This window comes from Nocardioides sp. NPDC101246 (assembly GCF_044767415.1).
Classification (GTDB): Bacteria; Actinomycetota; Actinomycetes; order Propionibacteriales; family Nocardioidaceae; genus Nocardioides.
Genome location: NZ_JBIWNX010000002.1, coordinates 12821 through 29774 on the forward strand (window position 1 = coordinate 12821; position 16954 = coordinate 29774).

Here is a 16954-nt window from a genome sequence, read left to right on the forward strand (position 1 = left end):
GCCCAAGAAGCACTCGCCGGCGTACTCGACCTTCCCCGCGAGTAGCAGATCGGCGGCATCATCGAGAGCGTGCAGCACGTAGCCACCGCCCTGGCACCCGCTCCCTCGTCCGGGATCCGCGACCAACTCGCCGAGCAGCTCGAGGCCTTCACCCGCGCGCCCATGGTGCTCCAGCCATGACCCTCGGCACCCCGATCCAACTCCATACCGACCGGCTGCTGATTCGCGACTTCACCGCCGACGACCTGGACGGAATGCACGCCATCACCGGCGACCCCGAAGTCACCAAGTGGCTCTCGTTCGACACGCGTACGCGCGAGTCGACCGCCGACCTGCTCGACGGCATCCTGTCGCGGCAACAGGACTACCCCCGGGCCGAGTACTACTTCGCGATCACCCGAGAGACCGAGGGCCCGGACGTGATCGGCTTCGTCCGCCTCGGCCTCGGCGGCGTGAAAGCCGCCGATCTCGGCTACACCGTCGCCACCGCGCACCAGAGGCAGGGTACGCCGCGAGTCCGCGACCGCGATGATCGACTTCGCCTTCGACAAGCTCGGCCTGCACCGCCTGACGGCCAACATCGGCCCGGTCAACACCGCCAGCATCCAGCTCATCCAGTCGCTTGGCTTCTCGTACGAAGGCACCATTCGCGACCACGTCTTCACCAACGGCGCCTGGCGCGACTCCCGTTCCTACTCGCTCCTCTCACACGAGTGGGCGGCAGCACCCCGATGTGAGTACTGAAACCGCCGCATCCCGCCGCGCACCACCGGCGGACGTACGCCGAAGTTCTGCTCCACCGCCCACCGGCAGGCCGCCTACGAGCGCGCCAACGCGACGAATAGCCGCCGGGCAGTTGACGCACGTCTGTCCGTCCCGGAGGTGCGAACGTTGCTCTTCAAGGGGTACGTCGCAATGAGACTCGCACCGAAGGCGTGACCATGGCACTGACAGATCCCGCATCAACCCACCGACTCATCTCGATCAGCAAGGCGGCCGACCTCCTCGGATTCGACCCGAAGTCGATCCGCCGGTTCATCGCTGCCGGCGAGCTCCCTGCCTATCGCGTCGGGAGAAAGCACATCCGGGTCGAGGAAGCCGACGTCTTGGCACTCATCCACCGCATCCCCACGACCGACGCGTAGGCGCCTTTGGACTGGCGCCGTGTACCGGAATAGCTAGGCGATCGAACTACTCATGTGCTGTCGAACTACTCATGTGCTGTCGCGACAGCACGGCCGTACGCCACGAGCGGCGGCTTGGGGACGTCCACCGGCACTGTGGCTGGACTCTTTCCTGGCCCCGCAACGCAGGTGCGGTCTAGCACTTGAGGCCACTCGTTCGTACGCACCCAGTTGTTCCAGATACTGGAGTAGTTCGACGGTCCAGCGTGAAACGTGTGCGGCTCGCCACATGCGCTACAGCACTCGACACTCACGACTGGCCTGCCGTTGCCGTCGCTGACCCAACGGCCCTTCAGGCTCGAGACGCCGAGCATCCCCTGAGCGTTCGGACCCGCCGCGACAATCGCAGCGCTTAGGGCTGGATTCGGTTCGAGGCCCGGGAAGAGAGCGGCACGTGCCACCAGACCTTTGGCAACTGCGGCCTCCTGGGGAGAGGTTGCGACCTCTCCACCGTCGAGAAACGCGGTGGTTCTGACGATCCGATCGACCAGATCCTCGTGGCTGGCACCTGTGCCCACGATCGGCCTTGGCGGTGCGCCGTCGCGCATCCATCTCCAGATCGCGACCGTCTCGAAGATGTGTCCGATGCCCGAGATCCCCCCGTCCGATCCGATCTCCTTGAGGCGGAGCGTAAGACCTTCGCCGAGATCAAGGAGGATGTGCGCGCGACATGCCTTGATTGATCGACGGCCATACGACCACCGGAACTCGACGTAGCCGCGGGCACGGAGACAGAGACTGATCCTTCCCATGGCCCGGGCTTCGCGAGCGTCAAATAGCCAATACATCTTCGGGCCATAGTGGGCTTCTCGAGCGCGGATGTCGTCGACCGAGACGCTGCTGTGCTGCAGTTCCACCACGTATCCGTCTGGGGTCACGACGTCGGCACGGTGCGTCCCCATGACAACCTCGCACCGGTCCGCCGGCACGATCGACTGATATCCCCAGTGCCAGTCAGTCATCGCCTCCGACCACAGATCGCACTCACCGCCCGCTCGATGAGCCCAGTGCCAGACGTTGACCTGGCCGCACTTGGCGCGCACGGCGCCGGAGCAGCTTGGGCACGTACCAGAAGCTCCTGGTCGTGGCCGCGCCCGAGATCCTGCCTCACTCGTCGCGTAGTACATCGTTGCCCTTCGCTCTGAACGGACGCATTTCAGCGAACCACAGGACGAGCCATTGCCGAGGCAGTCGGCCGAGGCAGCCGGCCGAGGCACGACTGCGGCAGCATGGTCGTACGCGAATCGCGTTGCGGCCTCGCCCGCCTGCAGGTCGATCGGGGTGCTGAACCACTCGGTTGCGCTGAGAATCGTGAGGTCACAGTGTTGGAGGTCAGCCTCCGCCGATACCGTTGTAACGCCGCCTCCGACGATCCGGAACACGGACCGACGACGCGCCGCGAGCCGTCAGTCGCCGACGCTGCCGTCGATCATCTCGCGCAGGATGTCCGCGTGGCCCGCGTGCCGGGCGGTCTCCAGGATCACGTGCAGGTACATCCACGTCAGCTCCCTGCCCCGCGGTGTGGTGACGGCGTAGTCGAGGCTGTGCTGGGCGGCGATCTCGCGGGAGCGGTCGCACTCCGCCTGGTAGGCGGCGATGACGTCGTCAAGCTTCTCGTTAGGCTCCAGCCGCAGGTCGGCCTCCGGGTCTGCGTCGGTCCACGGCGGCGTGGGCAGCTCCGCGGCGGGGATCTGCCCGATCTGCTTGGCGAACCCGCCCAGTTCCACCCACCGCAGGTGTTTGATCAGGCCGCCGAGGTTGGTGCCGGTCGGCACCGGGCTGCGCCGGGCGTCCTCCTCCGACACCCCGCGGGCCTTGCGCACGACGGCGTCGCGCAGGTAATCCAGGAACGTCTCGAGCTGCTCGCGCTCGCTGGCGGCGACCACGCTTCCGAGGATCTCACCGGGCCTAGTCATGGCCCGAACGTAGCACGCGGGCCGACCCTCGCACCGGGGCTATTTTGGGCTCTTCGCAGTCGCAATTGAGGGTGTAATCCGGTCGGCGCGTCGGTGAAGAGCCAGAAGTCAGCGTGACCGACTAGTCAGGCACTTTGTCAGGCATCCCCGATAACGCCGAGAATCGGACCAAATGAAAACCGGCCGCCGATCAGATAAAAGACCTGGTCAGCGGCCGGTTCCTCTTTGTGCGTGATACTGGGTTCGAACCAGTGACCCCTTCGGTGTGAACGAAGTGCGCTACCACTGCGCCAATCACGCGTTGCGGGTGAAACATTAGCGCATGCGCTCACGGGACCCACATTCGGGACATGCCGGGACGTAGGCTCGCGGCCACCGGGCGACACCCGGACCGACCGAAGGAGCGAGGATGCTCGCGTACGAACGCACCGGCAGCGGGGAGCCGCTGCTCCTGATCCACGGCATCGCGCACCGCAGACAGGCGTGGGCACAGGTGGTGGAGCGGTTGGCCGGGGAGTTCGAGGTGATCACGGTCGATCTGCCGGGGCATGGTGAGTCGCCGGCGTTCGAGCTGGCGGGGCGTACGGTGCGGGAGGCGGTGACCCACGAGCTGAACGCGCTCCGAGAAGAGCTCGGGATCGAGCGGCCGCACGTCGTGGGCAACAGCCTCGGCGGGCTGCTCGCGCTGGAGATGGCCGACGCGGGGCACGCGCGGTCGGTGACGGCGCTCTCCCCCGCCGGCTTCTGGGTGAACGATCTCGACTACCTCTACGTCCGGGGTCTGTTCACCGGGATCCAGGCGCTCGCGCGGCCGCTGGCGCCGGTGGCAGGGACGGTGCTGCGGTCGAAGGTGGCGCGTACGGTCGCGATGGGGTGCTTCTTCGCCCACCCGGACCGGATCGACCCGGCGACGGCGGCGGCCGACACGGCCAACATGGTCGCCTCGCGGGAGGGGATCAAGACGTTCTTCACCAGTGCCTACCGCTATCCGGGGGCGACGCGGAGCGACGTACCTACGACCGTCGCCTGGGCCTCCCGCGACCTCACCCTCCTCCCCTACCAGGCCATCGTGGCCGAGCGGCGGCTTCCGCACGCGACCCACCGATGGCTGGCGGGCTGCGGCCACGTACCGATGAACGATGACCCCGACCTGGTGGCCGGGGTCATCCGCGAGACGGCACGGGCTCAGCAGGCCCAGCAGGCTTAGTCCCGCGCGGCGAGGATGCCGCGCGGGTCGAAGGCCACCCGGATCTCGGTGATCAACCCGTCCTCCACGCGCATCCAGTTGGCGGTCGGGGCGGGCTCGGCGACGGTGGTGTGCAGGTCGAACCAGGTGATCACGCTCGGTCCGTCGGCGAGCCGCTCCTTCACCTCGATCTTGTCGAGCACCTGCGCCATCCCCTCCAAGCCGGCGACGCAGCCATCGGCGCCCTCGATCGTGGCGAGCGGGCCGGCGAAGCTCACGTCATCGGCCAGCAGGGTGCGCAGGCGGGCGAAGTCGCGCTCCTGCCAGGCGGTGAAGTACGCCTCGGCGAGCTCGGCTGCGGTTGCGGTCATCGGGATCTCCTCAGGTCTGTCGGGCTTTCACCACCCAGCCTGACCCCGAACGAACGAACACTCAAACAGATAGTTCTGCTGGTTGCTAGCATCAGTAGTTATGGAGATCGGACAGCTCCGCTACTTCGTCGCCGTCGTCGACCACGGCTCGTTCACCGCCGCCGCGCAGCGGCTCCACGTCAGCCAGTCGGGCATCAGCGCCCAGCTGGCCAAGCTCGAGCGCGAGCTCGGCCACGACCTGCTCATGCGGGGCCCGCGCAACGTGCGGCTCACCCACGCCGGCGAGACGCTCCTGCCTCGCGCCCGCGACGCGATCCGGGCGATCGAGGGAGTGCGGCAGAGCGCCGACGAGCTCAGCGACCTGATCCAGGGTCACGTACGCCTCGGGATGATCGCCGGCTGCACCATCCCCGGCTTCCTCGACGCCGTCGCAGCCTTCCACCGGGAGCATCCCGGCGTCACCGTCGAACTGGTCGAGGACACCTCCGACCGCCTCCAGCAACGTACGCTGGCCGGCGAGCTCGATCTGGCGCTGATCTCTCACGCGGGTCCGGTCCTCGACGGCCTGGCCACCGAGTCCGTCAGCGACGAGCGGCTCGCGGTGATCACGCCGGCCGGTCATCGCCTCGCCGGCACCCGGCCGCGGCTCGCCGACCTCCACGAGGAGACGGTGCTGTGCATTCCCCCGGGGACCGGCGTACGGACGGCTCTGGAGCAGTCGTGCGCCCGGGCGGGAGTTGCACCGAAGGTCGACCTGTCCGGGTCCAATCCGGAGACCCTGCTCGGGCTCACCGTCCGCGGACTGGGGGTCTGCGTGCTGGCCGAGTCGATGGCGACCGGGACCGACCTGGTCGCGACGCCGATCGTTGACGCCGACGTGCGCGCTGGGCTGGCGCTGGTGATCCGGGATGGCGACCAGCAGCGTGCCACGCGCCGGCTCCACGACCTGCTTCAGACAGCGCTGACCTGAGGGCTGACCTGAGGATGTCGCAGGCCGGGGTGGTCCTCGGGCAGCGAGCGCCGCAGGACGACCCAGCTCACCAGCAGGCACAGCGCGACCAGCGGCCAGCTGAGCCCGACCCGGGCGATGGCCAGGGCGACCACGTCGCCGGACCACCACAGCGGACCGAAGATCGCCACCCGGATGACGTACTGGCAGACCCAGACCCAGCTCGCCAGCGAGTAGCCGCGCAGCAGCGCCGGGTCGCGTCGCCATGCCCCGCGCTGGCGCAGGATGAGGCCGACGACGACCCCCAGCAGCGGCCAGCGGAACGCGATGCTGACGACCCAGACCAAGGCGCTGGCCGCGTTGGCGGCGAGCTGGACCACGAAGAAGTCCTCCGCCCGGCCCGTACGCAGCGCGATCATCGCCGCGACCGCAACCCCCGCCACACCCAGCAGTACGGCGCGCGGCTTGCGGCCCTTGCGCCACTGCCAGAGCGCCACGAGCGCGGCCAGCCCGAGCGCCACCACGGTCGCGACCCACAGCTCTCCGCTGACCAGCCAGCCGGCCACGAACGCGACGGGCGGGACAGTGGCGTCGATCGCACCTCGGGCGCCTCCGAGGAGGTCGGCGAGCGTCTCGGCGTCTTCGTTGCGGCGGTCGGCGGGGATCACGCTGGTAAGGCTAGCCTTACTCGCAAGGGCGCGTGACGTCTCGGCCGACGGGGGCGACGCCTCGGTTGGTCCAGCGTTCCGACCGGGGCCTCAGACCGACGCGGAGCCTCGCGGCAACGGCGCCTCCCAGTGCTGCCACATCGCCATCAGCCGCCAGCCGGCGCAGGCGACGAAGGCGGCGGCCATGACCAGCGGCTGCGGCAGCGCGAGGAACAGGCCGAAGGCCACGATCGCCGCGCCCGCGAAGGCGGGGATGGCGTAGAAGACGCTGCGGCGCAGGATGATCGGCACCTGACCGGCCAGCACGTCGCGGATCACGCCGCCGCCCACGCCGGTGGCCAGCCCCATGATCGCGGCCGCCAGCGGGGAGAGCCCGAAGTCGAGCGCCTTGACCGCCCCGGCGATGACGAACAGGCCGAGGCCGAGGGCGTCGAAGACGTTGATCAGCGGCCCGAGCCGGCCCAGCGCGGGATGGAAGTAGAAGCTCAGCAGACCGGCCGCCATCGGCACCACGAGGTAGCGCCAGTCGGAGAGCGCGGCGACCGGCGTCGCGCCGATGGCCATGTCACGCAGGACACCGCCGCCGAGGCCGGTGACGCAGGCAAGGACGATCACGCCGAAGATGTCGAGCTCCTTGCGGACCGCCATCAGTCCGCCGGAGATCGCGAAGACGAAGCACCCGACCAGGTCGAGCACGAGGAGTGTCAGCGTCTGTTCCACCGCCAAATGGTCGCCTCGTTCGTCCCAAAAACCCCAAATGCCACGGCCACGCCGCACGGCCACCCAATACGATGCAGGTCTGTGGCGTAGGGTCGTCACAACCGTATCTAGAATTGAGAAGAGGATGTCAGCCGAAGGATTGCCCCTGACTCCGGGCCAGCTCGAAGAGCAGGCACCGGATGAGGCTGGTCCCGTCCTTCTGCGGCTCATCTCGGTCAGTGACGATGGTTTACGCATGCTTCTCGTCGACGACGAGGACCATGAATACACCGCCGACATCGACGACCGTCTCCGTGCAGCACTCGAGGCTGTGTCGACCCGCCGATCGGAGCAAACCGTGAACAAGACCCCGAGCAGCAGCCTGCGGCCCCGTGACATTCAGACCCGTATCCGTTCGGGCGAGAGTGCCGAGGAGGTCGCCGCTGTCGCCGGCACCACGGTCGAGAAGATCTTGGCCTTCGCCGGTCCCGTCCTCGCCGAGCGCGAGCACATGGCACAGCGCGCCCAGCAGGCTTCCGTGCGCCGTCGGCCCGGTGAGGCCGCGAGCACCGCCCGCACCCTGGGCGAGGCGGTCAGCGCCCATTTCCAGACGATGTACGTCGACCCCGAGTCGGTCAACTGGGACTCCTACCGGCGTCCCGACGGGCGTTGGAAGCTCACCGGTGAGTACGAGACGCCCGAGCGCTCCGGCATCGCCGAGCTGACCTACGACGCCCCCGGCAACTTCGTCGAGCTCGACAACGACGACGCCCGCTGGCTGACCGGCGAGAAGCTCGAGGCACCGGCGCCCGAGCCCGAGCCGATCACCGACGACATGCTCGCCGCCCGGCGTCGCCGCGCACAGAGCTCGACCCCGTCGACCCCGGCCGCGCAGGCTCCGGCAGCGTCGGCCCCGCCCATCGAGGCACCGGCTCCGGTCACTCCTCCCCCGGCTCCCAAGCCGGTCAAGGAGGCCAAGGCGGCCAAGGCGGCTCATGTCGACGTCGACACCCCGCTCGAGGCGTTCCTCGGCGAGGAGACCCCGACCGAGAAGCAGGCTCCGGTCCCGGCCGAGCCCGAGCAGCCCGAGCAGCCCGAGCCGGCAGTCGTCGAGCCCGCGGCCGCCGAGGCACCGGCCGAGCCCGAGCAGCCCGACGAGACTCAGCCGAAGCCGGCCAAGAAGTCGTCCGCGCGCCGCAAGCGCGCCTCGGTTCCGAGCTGGGACGAGATCATGTTCGGTGGCGGCAAGTCGGAGTGAACCGACTGGTGTGAACCCGTTCACGGACCGGCCATCGGCCGGTCCGTGTTACGTCGGCGACCCGACCCGACAGAGTCGGTAGCGGGTCAGGCGCAGTTCACGCGCCACCGATGAAGTGAGTGGAGGCAAGCACTTCCACCCTTCTCGGAGGCCCCCCGATGCTCCTGCCCGACTCGCTGAGCCGACGCTCCCTCCTCTCCAGCACAGCCACGACCGGCTTCGCCGCATCCGCAGCCATGCTGCTCGGCACCGGCTCGATCCCCGCCGACGCGGTATCCGTCAAGGGCGCCACGTCGCTCTCCGGATACCCGTTCACCATGGGCGTCGCCTCCGGCGACCCGCTCCCCAACTCCGTCGTCCTCTGGACCCGTCTCGCCCCCGAACCGCTGGCCGCCGACGGCCTGGGCGGCATGCCGCAGGAGCCGGTCAAGGTCCGCTGGCAGATCGCGGAGGACCCCCGCTTCCACAAGGTCGTGAAGTCCGGAACCGTCACCGCGACCCCGAACTTCGGCCACTCCGTCCACCCAGAGGTCTGGGGCCTGCGTCCCGGCCGCGACTACTGGTACCGCTTCCTGGCCGCCGGCGAGGTCAGCCAGACCGGCCACACCCGGACCGCCCCGGCGTACGGCTCCTCGCTCTCGCAGATGAGCTTCGCCTTCGCCTCCTGCGCGCTCTACAGCCACGGCTTCTACACCGCCTACCGGCATCTGGCCGACGAGGACGTCGACGTCGTCTTCCACCTGGGCGACTACCTCTACGAGTCCGGCGTCACTCCCGAGAACAACTGGCGCAACACCACGGTCTCCCCCTCCGTCGCCGGGGAGACTCTAGACCTGGCGCGCTATCGCCTGCAGTACGGCCTCTACAAGTCCGACCCGGACCTGATGGCCGCCCACCAGTCCCACGCGTTCGTGGTCGCACCCGACGACCACGAGGTCGAGAACAACTGGGCCGACGAGACCCCCGAGGAGCGGAGCCAGTCCCAGGGCGAGCTGTGGATGCCGCGACGTACGGCTGCCTTCCAGGCCCACTACGAGCACCTGCCGTTCCGGGCGAGCGCGCTGCCGGAGGGGCCGGACATGCAGATCTACCGGCACCTGCGCTACGGCGACCTGGTCGACTTCAACGTGCTCGACACCCGGCAGTACCGCGACGACCAGGCCTACGGCGACGGGTCCGACCCCGCCTCCCCAGAGCTGACGCCGGACATCTACGACCCGTCGCGCTCGATGATGGGCTTCGACCAGGAGAGGTGGCTCCAGCGCAACTGGCGCCGCTCGACCGCCCGCTGGCAGGTGCTCGCCAACCAGGCACCGATGGCCGAGACCGACCTCGACGAGACCGAGAAGAAGACCCTCTACATGGACCCGTGGGACGGCTACGTCGCCAACCGCAACCGGCTCCTCGAGGGCGCCCGGACCAGCGGGATCGAGAACCTCGTCGTCATCACCGGCGACCGGCACCACAACTACGCCAGCAACCTGCTGGCCGACTACGACGACCCCGATTCGGCCGTCGTCGGCAGCGAGTTCGTCGGCACCTCCGTGGCCAGCGGCGGCGACGGCGCCGACATGACCACCGGCGGCGAATCCCTGCTCCGCGCCAACGAACACCTGAAGTTCTTCAACAGCCAGCGCGGCTACGTCCGGGTCACGGTCACGCCCGAGGAGCTCTCCAGCGACTTCCGGGTCGTGCCGTACGTCCAGCGTCCGGGCGCCCCGATCTCCACCCGCGCGACCTATGTCGTCGAGAACGGCCGCCCCGGCGTCCAGCTCGACACCCAGAGCACCCCCGTCGGAACGAGGTACGCCGACGTGCCCATGCCCTCGCTCAACCGCTGACCACGGCGGCTCGACCAGCGGGGCGCCGTCAGCCGAACGGCAGCGGCTCGGGCACCAGTGAGACAGACTGGGCCCGGGCCGCGGTCAGCCGGCGGCGGTGGTGCTGGCGGCAGAGGACCTCGTAGGAGACCACGCTGGGGGCCTCGACGGTGTCGCCGACGACGACCTGGTCACCCTCGGTGACCATGACCCCGTCCTCGACCCGGGCGTTGTGGGTGGCCCGCTTGCCGCACCAGCACAGCGCCTCGACCTGCAGCACCTCGGTCCGGTCGGCGAGCTCGACCAGACGGGCGGCACCGGGAAAGAGCCGGGTGCGGAAGTCGGTGAGGATGCCGAAGCAGAAGACGTCGACCTGCAGCTCGTCGGTGATCTTGGCCAGCGCCTCGATCTGCTCGGGCGTGTAGAACTGGGCCTCGTCGCAGATGAGGTAGTCGATCCGGGCGCCATGGGTCAGCGCGTCAACGACGTGGCGCCAGAAGTCGAAGTCGTCGGTGACCTCGATCGCGTCGTGGGTCAGACCCAGCCGCGAGGTGACCACCGCCTCCCCGGAGCGGTCGTGGACGGTGAAGATCAGCCCCACCCTGCCGCGAGCGGCGTGGTTGTGGTTGGTCTGCAGCGCGAGGGTCGACTTCCCCGCGTCCATCGTCCCGGTCCAGAAGGTCAGCTCAGCCACTCGCGGAAGCCTAGTGGTCCGCGACGCGGCTCGTGGCGGGACCCTCGTGGCTGGACTTGTTCCGCCGATGGTGGCGCGCGACCCGTGCCCGGTTGCCGCAGCCCTCCGAACACCACTCGCGACGGGGATGGTCGCGGACGAAGTAGAGGACACAGCCCGGGCCACCGCACGCCTTCAGCTCCTGGGTCAGGACCTCGGCGCCCTCCCATGCGACCAGATTCAGCTCCCGCTGCAGGCCGGAGCAGTCGGTCAGCCACTCGCGTGCGTAGCCGCCGCCCCGGCGGTGGCGCAGGACCGGCGTGCAGTGGGAAACGAACTCGTTGAGCACCGCCAGCGCCATCTCGGCGCTGATCCCCTCCGGGATGCTGTGCGGCCTGCTGTCGCCGGTCACGTCCGCGGCAAGCCGGCGCAGAGCGTCCCGGAGGGCCCGAGCCCTGGCCAGGTCGTGGTCGTCGACGTCCTGGTGCCGCCCGAGACCCGCTTCCTCGGCCCAGGCCCGCAGGTGCGCCACGCTCTCCAGGGAGTCGTGGACGGACCTGCGGTCCGCCCAGATCGTGTTCATGAGGCGTACGGCCCGAGGCTGGGTCGGGTACAGCACCGGCACCTGCAGCTCCACGGGCATCTCCTCCGTCATCTAATGGTCAGTCTAGGTCTCGGTCGTTACCTGGCCTCGCGCGGCGGCCAGCTCGGCCTCGAGCTCGCTGATCCGCTCGGTCAGCTCCGCGACGGTGTGCCGGGCAACCGCCAGGGGCACCAGCTGCGGGATGTGCTGCTTGCAGTTCCAGTCGTACGCCTCGACGTCGATCAGGATCGCCCGCTCGACCCGCGCCGGATGGCCGACCGGCGCGAGCGAGTTGACAAGCTCGGGATCGTCCTCGGGCTCGACGACCCGCGCGCGACCGAAGATCTTCATCCTGGCCTGCAGCTGGTAGTCGATCAGGAAGAGCGAGACCCGCTCGTCGTGGTCGAGGTTGCCGCGGGTGATGTACTGCCGGTTGCCGCGGAAGTCAGCGAAACCCAGCGTGGTCTCGTCGATGACCTTCAGGAACCCGGGCGGCCCGCCGCGGTGCTGGACGTAGGGCCATCCGGTCTCGCTGACCGTGGCCAGGAAGAAGCTGTCCCGCGACGAGATGAACGCGGCCTCGGCCCTGCCGATCCGGTCCGGCACGCCGTCGACATCCGCCATGCGCGCGTACGTCGCCGCGCTCCCGTGGATCGACTGCTGCTCCGCCACCAGCGGCGTGAAAGCGACCTGTCCGTAGTGCCCAGTCATCGCCGGCCCTCGACCCTGTGCTCACCCATGACAACCCCTTCCCGCCAGACTCGGCGAGTCTCTAATGGTTATAGAGGTTCTAACCGTTAGAGCCGGGAATCATTCCCCGATCATGAGACGAGCAGGGGGATCAGCATCTCGTCCGGCGTCAGTGATCCGTGCAACCCGACCAGAGTCGTCTCGTACTGGAACAGGCTCGTCGAGACGACCGCGTGCTCGCCGTGGGAGGCGACGATGACGTCACCGAGCCGCGGCAGCACCGACGGGGTGACCGGCCCGAACCAGCCGCGGCGGATCGCGGTCTCCCGGGTCATCACCTCGGCCTTGTCGCCCAGGGTCTGCGACCAGGTCGCGACCACGTCCTCGACCGCGCCGCGCGAACAGTAGAGATGCCGGAAGCGGGCCTCGCCCCCGACCAGGGCGACCCCGTCGCGCAGCTCGGGGAAGTCGTCGATGTCGGTGCGGGAGGTGGCGGGCGAGTCGACCATGCCGTGGTCGGCGAGCACCAGCAGCCGTACGGACGGATCCAGGGCGTCACGCAGCTGCTCGGCCTCGGCGTCGATCATCGAGAGCTGCTGCAGCCAGGGTGAGGAGGCGACGCCGTACTTGTGGCCGGTCCAGTCCAGGTCGCCGTCGTAGAGGTAGGTCAGCGACCCCGGCACCCGCGAGAGCGCGACCGCCGAGGCGATCCGCTCCCCGACCCGGTCGGCGCCGACGAACTCCGCGCCCCGGTGGGCGGCGATGGTCAGCCCCGAGCCGCCGAAGGCCCGCTTGTTGATGACGGTGACCGGGACACCGGCCTCGCCCAGCCGCTGGAAGACGGTCTGGTTGGGCTGCCACTCGACCGGGTCGACGTCCTTGCGCCACTGCAGCGCGTTGAGCAGATGCTCGGTGCCGGGGATCCGGGAGGTGTAGCCGACCAGTCCGTGCCCACCGGGAGTCAGCCCGGTGCCGAACGAGGTGAGGCTGGTCGCCGTCGTCGACGGCACCCCGGCCGTACCTGCCTCCTGGTCCTCGCTCAGCGAAGCCAGGAAGGGCGCCGCGTGCGCATAGCGGCGCAGCAGGTTGGTCCCCATCCCGTCGACCAGGAAGACGACGTACGCCGCAGCCGAAGGCAGCTCGAGACCAGGTCGCCCGTTGCCCAGCGGGATGTCCATGGCAGCCGCGACCGCCGGCAGGACATCACCCAGTGAGCGCTCCCCGTAGGCGGGGGCGAGAAACCCGGTCACCGCTCCGTCACCGGTTGTGGGTGCGAGCCGAGAGCGATTCTGCGAAGGAGAGCAGGCGGGCGACCGAGTCGTGACCGTCGGCGGCGGCCGAGACGCGCAGCGAGAAGTCGTCGGGGGTGAGCACCCCGGTGTAGCCGTGGTCGGCGTCGCAGTTGGGGTCGGAGCAGCCCGCGGGCTCGAGGTCGACGCGGTTGACGCCGCCCCAGCCGATGGTCATGACCACCTCGGCCGGCTTGCTCGAACCCTTGGTCGGGTTGGTGATCATCCGGGTCACCACCACGGAGTTGACCGAGTCGATGCGTACGGCCTCGGTCGAGGTCGAGGTGTAGGGCTCGGGCAGCAGGTCGTCGCCGGCGTGCTCGTCGGTGTGGGCCAGGATCAGCCGCGTCGGGGTCAGCACCAGCACGGAGAGGTGGCGGCGCACCTCGTCACGGTCGAAGGTCGGCTCGTGGTGCAGGAAGAAGGAGGAGACCTTCTCCCCCGCCACTGCGGAGGCGACGCAGTCGGCCACCACCTCGGGGTAGTAGCCGGTGCGGTCGATCTCGGCGCGCAGGTCGTCGGCGCGGTCGGCCGAGTCCGAGACAGACGGATCGGTGCGGGTGCTCATGGCGCCCATCCTTCCATGGGGTTCCACGGTGGCCTAGCCGGGCAGTGTGTCGCCCACCGCAGGGTTGAGGCGGCGTACGAACCAGTCCGAGCGCGGATCGGCGACCAGGTCGACCCTGGCGCCGGCGGTGAGGACGGCCGATCCCTCGAGCCCGACGAGGACCAGCGAGAGGTCGAGGGAGGAGATCTGCGGCAGATCGTTCTGCAGCTGGGCGACCCTGAGCACGAGCCGCTCGATCTCGTCGACGTCGACCATGTCGCCGCCGCGGTAGCCGAAGAGCATCGGCGCGGCCTTGATCTCGCGCACCATCGAGGCGGCGTCGCGCTCGGACAGCGGCGGGATCCGGTAGGCCTTGTCGGCCACCAGCTCGGTGATCGGACCGGCGATGCCGAAGGAGACCACGGGGCCGAACAGCGGGTCCTCCATCGAGCGGATCGCGACCGGCACGCCCGGAGGCGCGGTGCGCTGCACGGTGAACCCGCCGGTCTCGGGCGGGATCCGGCTGGTGATCAGCTCCCAGGCCTCGGTCATCTCGTCGACGTCGTCGATGTTGCGTACGACATGGGCCTGGTCGGGGCGCTCCCGGACGCTCTCGACGGTCGCCTTGAGGACGACACCCCAGCCGAGGTCCTCGGCGGCGGCGGTCGCCTCCTCGAGGGTGCTGACGCTGTGGGTGTTCCACAGCTTGATGCCGTAGGCGGCCAGAACCATGCCCAGGTCCTCGCGGCTCAGGTCGCCCCCGGCCGGGCGCGCGGCGAGCACGTCGGTCACGATCTTGCGCGCCGTGCGCGAGTCGCACTCGTCGCTGCTGAGCCACGGGGTCTCGCCGTCGGCGGAGCGCAGCCACACGGCGTACTCCACCACCTTGGCCAGAGCGCGTACGGCCGACTCCACCGAGGAGTAGGACGGCACCGAGCCGCGGCCGGCGGTCGAGCCGGCGACGTCGGGGACGCGGAGCAGCTCGGGGACACCCTCGGCGCCCAGGAAGCTGGTGACCAGCGGCTTGTCGGACTGCTCCCCCACCGCGGCGAGCACGTTGGCGATCTCCTCGCCGGAGACGTTGAGCGGCGGGATGTAGACCGAGATCACCGCGTCGACCTCAGGGTCGTCGATGGCCGCGTCGAGCGCGTCCTCGAAGTCCTCGGCACTCGGCTCGGTCGGAAGCGGGACCTGCTTGTTGACCTGCAGACCCGCCGAGACGGCGGCGTCGGCGGCCAGCAGGCCCAGGGCGTCGGAGTTGCCGACGATGGCCACCCGACGGCCGCGCGGAAGCGGCTGGTGGGCTAGGAGTTGGGCGACGTCGAACATCTCGTCGAGGGTGTCGACCTGGATGATCCCGGCCTGGCGGAACATCGCGTCGACGGCCGCCGGCGGGGCGCTGATCTTGCGGACCGCGTGACCCATCGGCACACCCTGGGTGGTGCGGCCCGATCGGACCGCGACGATCGGCTTGCGCAGCGAGACGCGGCGGGCGATGCGGGAGAACTTCCGCGGGTTACCGATCGACTCGAGGTACATCATCACGACCTCGGTCGAGACGTCCTCCTCCCAGTACTGCAGGAGGTCGTTGCCGGAGACGTCGGCGCGGTTTCCGGCGCTGACGAAGGTCGACAGGCCCAGGCCCCGGTTGTTGACCTTCTCCAGGATCGCGGAGCCGAGCGCACCGGACTGGCAGAAGAAGCCCGCACGGCCGCGCGGCGGCATCGTCGGGGCGAGGCTGGCGTTGATCTTGACCTGCGGGTCGGTGTTGATGACGCCGAGCGCGTTGGGCCCGATCAGCCGCAGCCCGTAGGAGCGGGACAGGTTCACCAGGCGCCGCTGCCGCTGCCGACCCTCCTCACCCGTCTCGGCGAAGCCGCTGGAGATGACCACGAGCCCGTGCACACCCTTGGCGGCACAGTCGAGCACGACGTCCTGGACGGCATCGGCGGGCACCGCGACGATCGCCACGTCGACGTCGTCGGGGATGTCCTGGACGCTCTTGTAGGCCGGCATGCCGCTGACCGCGGTGGAGCTGGGGTTGACCATGTAGACCCGGCCGGTGAAGTCACCGATCACCAGGTTGCGGACCAGCGCCTGGCCGATGGTCTCCTGCCTCCGGCTGGCGCCGATGACCGCGACCGAGCGCGGGTTGAAGAAGCGGTGGATCGAGGCCGACTCGGCCTCGTGCTCACGCAGGGCGAGGCGACCGACCGCGGTGTCGGTGACGTCGATCCCGAACTGCAGCGAGATGACTCCGTCCTCGTAGACGCTGGCGACCTTGTAGCCGGCGTCTCGGAAGGTCTGGATCATCCGCGCGTTGTCGGGGAGCACGTCGGCGGTGAACTTGGTGACACCACGCTCACGCCCGGCCTGGGCGAGGTGCTCGAGCAGGATCTGCGCGATCCCCCGGCCCTGGTAGTCGTCCTCGACGAGGAACGCGACCTCGGCCTCCCCGGGCTTGACCACGTCGTAGCGCCCGACCGCGATCATCCGGCCCCGCAGGGTCAGGATGAACGCCACCCGGTCCTTGTGGTCGACCTCGGTGAAACGCGCGACGTCGCGCGCGGACAGGTGCGGCATCGGCGAGAAGAAGCGGTAGTACTTCGACTCGTCGCTGACCCGGTGGTCGTAGAAGTCGACCAGCAGGTCCTTGTCCGCCGACCGGATCGGCCGGATGTGTGCCGTCCGCCCGTCGCGCAGCAGCACGTCCGCCTCCCAGTGGGAGGGGTACGGCGGGGTCTGCTGCGCGGTCACGAGAGAAATCTAGCGGGAGACGCCAGCCTCTCGCGCGCAGCAGCCGCCGTCAGTGACGTACGACGTTGGCGCGGTCGCGCTCGTTGAGCACCCGCCAGCCGTCATAGTCCCAGTTCCGAGCCAGCTTCTGGGCGTGCTTGGGAGCGTCGCCCTCATGGTTGCGGAGGACGAGTTCGCGCACGGCGAACTCCACCGCCTCCTGGGGCGTGGTCGCGCCGGAGATCCGCTGGATCTCGGCGAGCAGCTCGTCGTCGATCTCGATCTGGGTGACAGCCATCTTCAAGCACCTCCATGTGCGTTGAACCGGTGACTCCTGGACGGTTTGTTCTCTACAGCCAATGTACGCGGATGCGCGGCGTACGGA

General features: G+C 69.3%; 17 protein-coding genes, 1 tRNA gene and 1 pseudogene. 6 read left to right on the forward strand and 13 right to left on the reverse strand.

Features of this window, described 5'->3' with window-relative positions; genetic code table 11:
* Nucleotides 1–254: 254 nt before the first annotated feature.
* Nucleotides 255–744, forward strand: a pseudogene (locus ACIRON_RS03180) (GNAT family N-acetyltransferase).
* Nucleotides 745–941: 197 nt separating this feature from the next.
* Nucleotides 942–1145, forward strand: a complete 204-nt coding sequence (locus ACIRON_RS03185; protein ID WP_402988859.1) for a helix-turn-helix domain-containing protein — start codon at nt 942–944, stop codon at nt 1143–1145.
* 65 nt (nt 1146–1210) lie between these two features.
* Here the strand turns inward: ACIRON_RS03185 and ACIRON_RS03190 are convergent, their stop codons facing one another.
* The 3 genes from ACIRON_RS03190 to ACIRON_RS03200 all read right to left on the reverse strand — a co-directional run bounded on the left by ACIRON_RS03190 (nt 1211) and on the right by ACIRON_RS03200 (nt 3400).
* Entirely contained in the window at nt 1211–2311 is a 1101-nt protein-coding gene (locus ACIRON_RS03190; RefSeq protein WP_402989928.1) for a competence protein CoiA family protein, read from the reverse strand.
* A 279-nt stretch (nt 2312–2590) separates the two neighbouring features.
* Entirely contained in the window at nt 2591–3100 is a 510-nt protein-coding gene (locus ACIRON_RS03195) for a DinB family protein (protein WP_402988862.1), read from the reverse strand.
* 228 nt (nt 3101–3328) lie between these two features.
* Nucleotides 3329–3400: transfer RNA gene (locus ACIRON_RS03200), tRNA-Val, on the reverse strand.
* Nucleotides 3401–3509: 109 nt separating this feature from the next.
* On the opposite strand from ACIRON_RS03200, the gene ACIRON_RS03205 reads away from it, so the two are divergent.
* Nucleotides 3510–4307, forward strand: coding sequence for an alpha/beta fold hydrolase (locus ACIRON_RS03205; protein ID WP_402988864.1), 798 nt, complete (start codon nt 3510–3512; stop codon nt 4305–4307).
* Here ACIRON_RS03205 and ACIRON_RS03210 read toward each other — a convergent pair.
* Nucleotides 4304–4657, reverse strand: coding sequence for a nuclear transport factor 2 family protein (locus tag ACIRON_RS03210; protein WP_402988867.1), 354 nt, complete (start codon nt 4655–4657; stop codon nt 4304–4306). The two genes, ACIRON_RS03205 and ACIRON_RS03210, sit on opposite strands and share 4 nt — an antisense overlap.
* Before the next feature lie 100 nt (nt 4658–4757).
* Here ACIRON_RS03210 and ACIRON_RS03215 point away from each other — a divergent pair, with 100 nt between their 5' ends.
* Nucleotides 4758–5627 carry a LysR family transcriptional regulator gene (locus ACIRON_RS03215; protein ID WP_402988870.1) on the forward strand — a complete coding sequence of 290 codons (870 nt, stop codon included), beginning with the start codon at nt 4758–4760 and terminating at the stop codon, nt 5625–5627.
* Here the strand turns inward: ACIRON_RS03215 and ACIRON_RS03220 are convergent.
* Together ACIRON_RS03220 and ACIRON_RS03225 are read right to left on the reverse strand one after the other, a co-directional pair.
* On the reverse strand, nt 5609–6274 hold the full coding sequence (locus ACIRON_RS03220; protein ID WP_402988873.1) for a DUF3159 domain-containing protein: 666 nt from the start codon (nt 6272–6274) through the stop codon (nt 5609–5611). The two genes, ACIRON_RS03215 and ACIRON_RS03220, sit on opposite strands and share 19 nt — an antisense overlap.
* Before the next feature lie 90 nt (nt 6275–6364).
* On the reverse strand, nt 6365–6994 hold the full coding sequence (locus tag ACIRON_RS03225; RefSeq protein WP_402988876.1) for a trimeric intracellular cation channel family protein: 630 nt from the start codon (nt 6992–6994) through the stop codon (nt 6365–6367).
* Nucleotides 6995–7118: 124 nt separating this feature from the next.
* Here ACIRON_RS03225 and sepH point away from each other — a divergent pair, with 124 nt between their 5' ends.
* Nucleotides 7119–8231, forward strand: coding sequence for a septation protein SepH (sepH, locus tag ACIRON_RS03230; RefSeq protein ID WP_402988879.1), 1113 nt, complete (start codon nt 7119–7121; stop codon nt 8229–8231).
* A gap of 158 nt (nt 8232–8389) precedes the next feature.
* Complete coding sequence (locus ACIRON_RS03235; protein ID WP_402988882.1) at nt 8390–10072, forward strand: alkaline phosphatase D family protein; 1683 nt, start codon at nt 8390–8392, stop codon at nt 10070–10072.
* 28 nt (nt 10073–10100) lie between these two features.
* On the opposite strand, the gene ACIRON_RS03240 is transcribed toward ACIRON_RS03235, so the two are convergent.
* The 7 genes from ACIRON_RS03240 to ACIRON_RS03270 all read right to left on the reverse strand — a co-directional run bounded on the left by ACIRON_RS03240 (nt 10101) and on the right by ACIRON_RS03270 (nt 16867).
* Nucleotides 10101–10745, reverse strand: a complete 645-nt coding sequence (locus tag ACIRON_RS03240; protein ID WP_402988885.1) for a thymidine kinase — start codon at nt 10743–10745, stop codon at nt 10101–10103.
* A gap of 10 nt (nt 10746–10755) precedes the next feature.
* Nucleotides 10756–11379 (reverse strand): CGNR zinc finger domain-containing protein, encoded by a 624-nt coding sequence (locus ACIRON_RS03245; protein WP_402988887.1) that lies wholly within the window; start codon nt 11377–11379, stop codon nt 10756–10758.
* A 12-nt stretch (nt 11380–11391) separates the two neighbouring features.
* Nucleotides 11392–12018, reverse strand: coding sequence for a pyridoxamine 5'-phosphate oxidase family protein (locus ACIRON_RS03250; protein ID WP_402988890.1), 627 nt, complete (start codon nt 12016–12018; stop codon nt 11392–11394).
* A gap of 110 nt (nt 12019–12128) precedes the next feature.
* Nucleotides 12129–13247 carry an alkaline phosphatase family protein gene (locus ACIRON_RS03255; RefSeq protein WP_402988892.1) on the reverse strand — a complete coding sequence of 373 codons (1119 nt, stop codon included), beginning with the start codon at nt 13245–13247 and terminating at the stop codon, nt 12129–12131.
* A 7-nt stretch (nt 13248–13254) separates the two neighbouring features.
* Complete coding sequence (locus ACIRON_RS03260; RefSeq protein WP_402988894.1) at nt 13255–13854, reverse strand: DUF5998 family protein; 600 nt, start codon at nt 13852–13854, stop codon at nt 13255–13257.
* Between the two features lie 33 nt (nt 13855–13887).
* Complete coding sequence (locus ACIRON_RS03265; RefSeq protein ID WP_402988897.1) at nt 13888–16590, reverse strand: GNAT family N-acetyltransferase; 2703 nt, start codon at nt 16588–16590, stop codon at nt 13888–13890.
* A 49-nt stretch (nt 16591–16639) separates the two neighbouring features.
* Nucleotides 16640–16867, reverse strand: coding sequence for a type II toxin-antitoxin system VapB family antitoxin (locus ACIRON_RS03270; protein WP_176883863.1), 228 nt, complete (start codon nt 16865–16867; stop codon nt 16640–16642).
* Nucleotides 16868–16954: the final 87 nt, after the last annotated feature.

Excerpts from the sequence above, each read along its gene's own strand:
- ACIRON_RS03185 (WP_402988859.1), top strand. The coding sequence starts at position 942 with ATGGCACTGACAGATCCCGCATCAACCCACCGACTCATCTCGATCAGC.
- ACIRON_RS03190 (WP_402989928.1), bottom strand. The coding sequence starts at position 2,311 with ATGTACTACGCGACGAGTGAGGCAGGATCTCGGGCGCGGCCACGACCA.
- ACIRON_RS03195 (WP_402988862.1), bottom strand. The coding sequence starts at position 3,100 with ATGACTAGGCCCGGTGAGATCCTCGGAAGCGTGGTCGCCGCCAGCGAG.
- ACIRON_RS03205 (WP_402988864.1), top strand. The coding sequence starts at position 3,510 with ATGCTCGCGTACGAACGCACCGGCAGCGGGGAGCCGCTGCTCCTGATC.
- ACIRON_RS03210 (WP_402988867.1), bottom strand. The coding sequence starts at position 4,657 with ATGACCGCAACCGCAGCCGAGCTCGCCGAGGCGTACTTCACCGCCTGG.
- ACIRON_RS03215 (WP_402988870.1), top strand. The coding sequence starts at position 4,758 with ATGGAGATCGGACAGCTCCGCTACTTCGTCGCCGTCGTCGACCACGGC.
- sepH (WP_402988879.1), top strand. The coding sequence starts at position 7,119 with ATGTCAGCCGAAGGATTGCCCCTGACTCCGGGCCAGCTCGAAGAGCAG.
- ACIRON_RS03235 (WP_402988882.1), top strand. The coding sequence starts at position 8,390 with ATGCTCCTGCCCGACTCGCTGAGCCGACGCTCCCTCCTCTCCAGCACA.
- ACIRON_RS03245 (WP_402988887.1), bottom strand. The coding sequence starts at position 11,379 with ATGACGGAGGAGATGCCCGTGGAGCTGCAGGTGCCGGTGCTGTACCCG.
- ACIRON_RS03250 (WP_402988890.1), bottom strand. The coding sequence starts at position 12,018 with ATGACTGGGCACTACGGACAGGTCGCTTTCACGCCGCTGGTGGCGGAG.
- ACIRON_RS03260 (WP_402988894.1), bottom strand. The coding sequence starts at position 13,854 with ATGAGCACCCGCACCGATCCGTCTGTCTCGGACTCGGCCGACCGCGCC.
- ACIRON_RS03270 (WP_176883863.1), bottom strand. The coding sequence starts at position 16,867 with ATGGCTGTCACCCAGATCGAGATCGACGACGAGCTGCTCGCCGAGATC.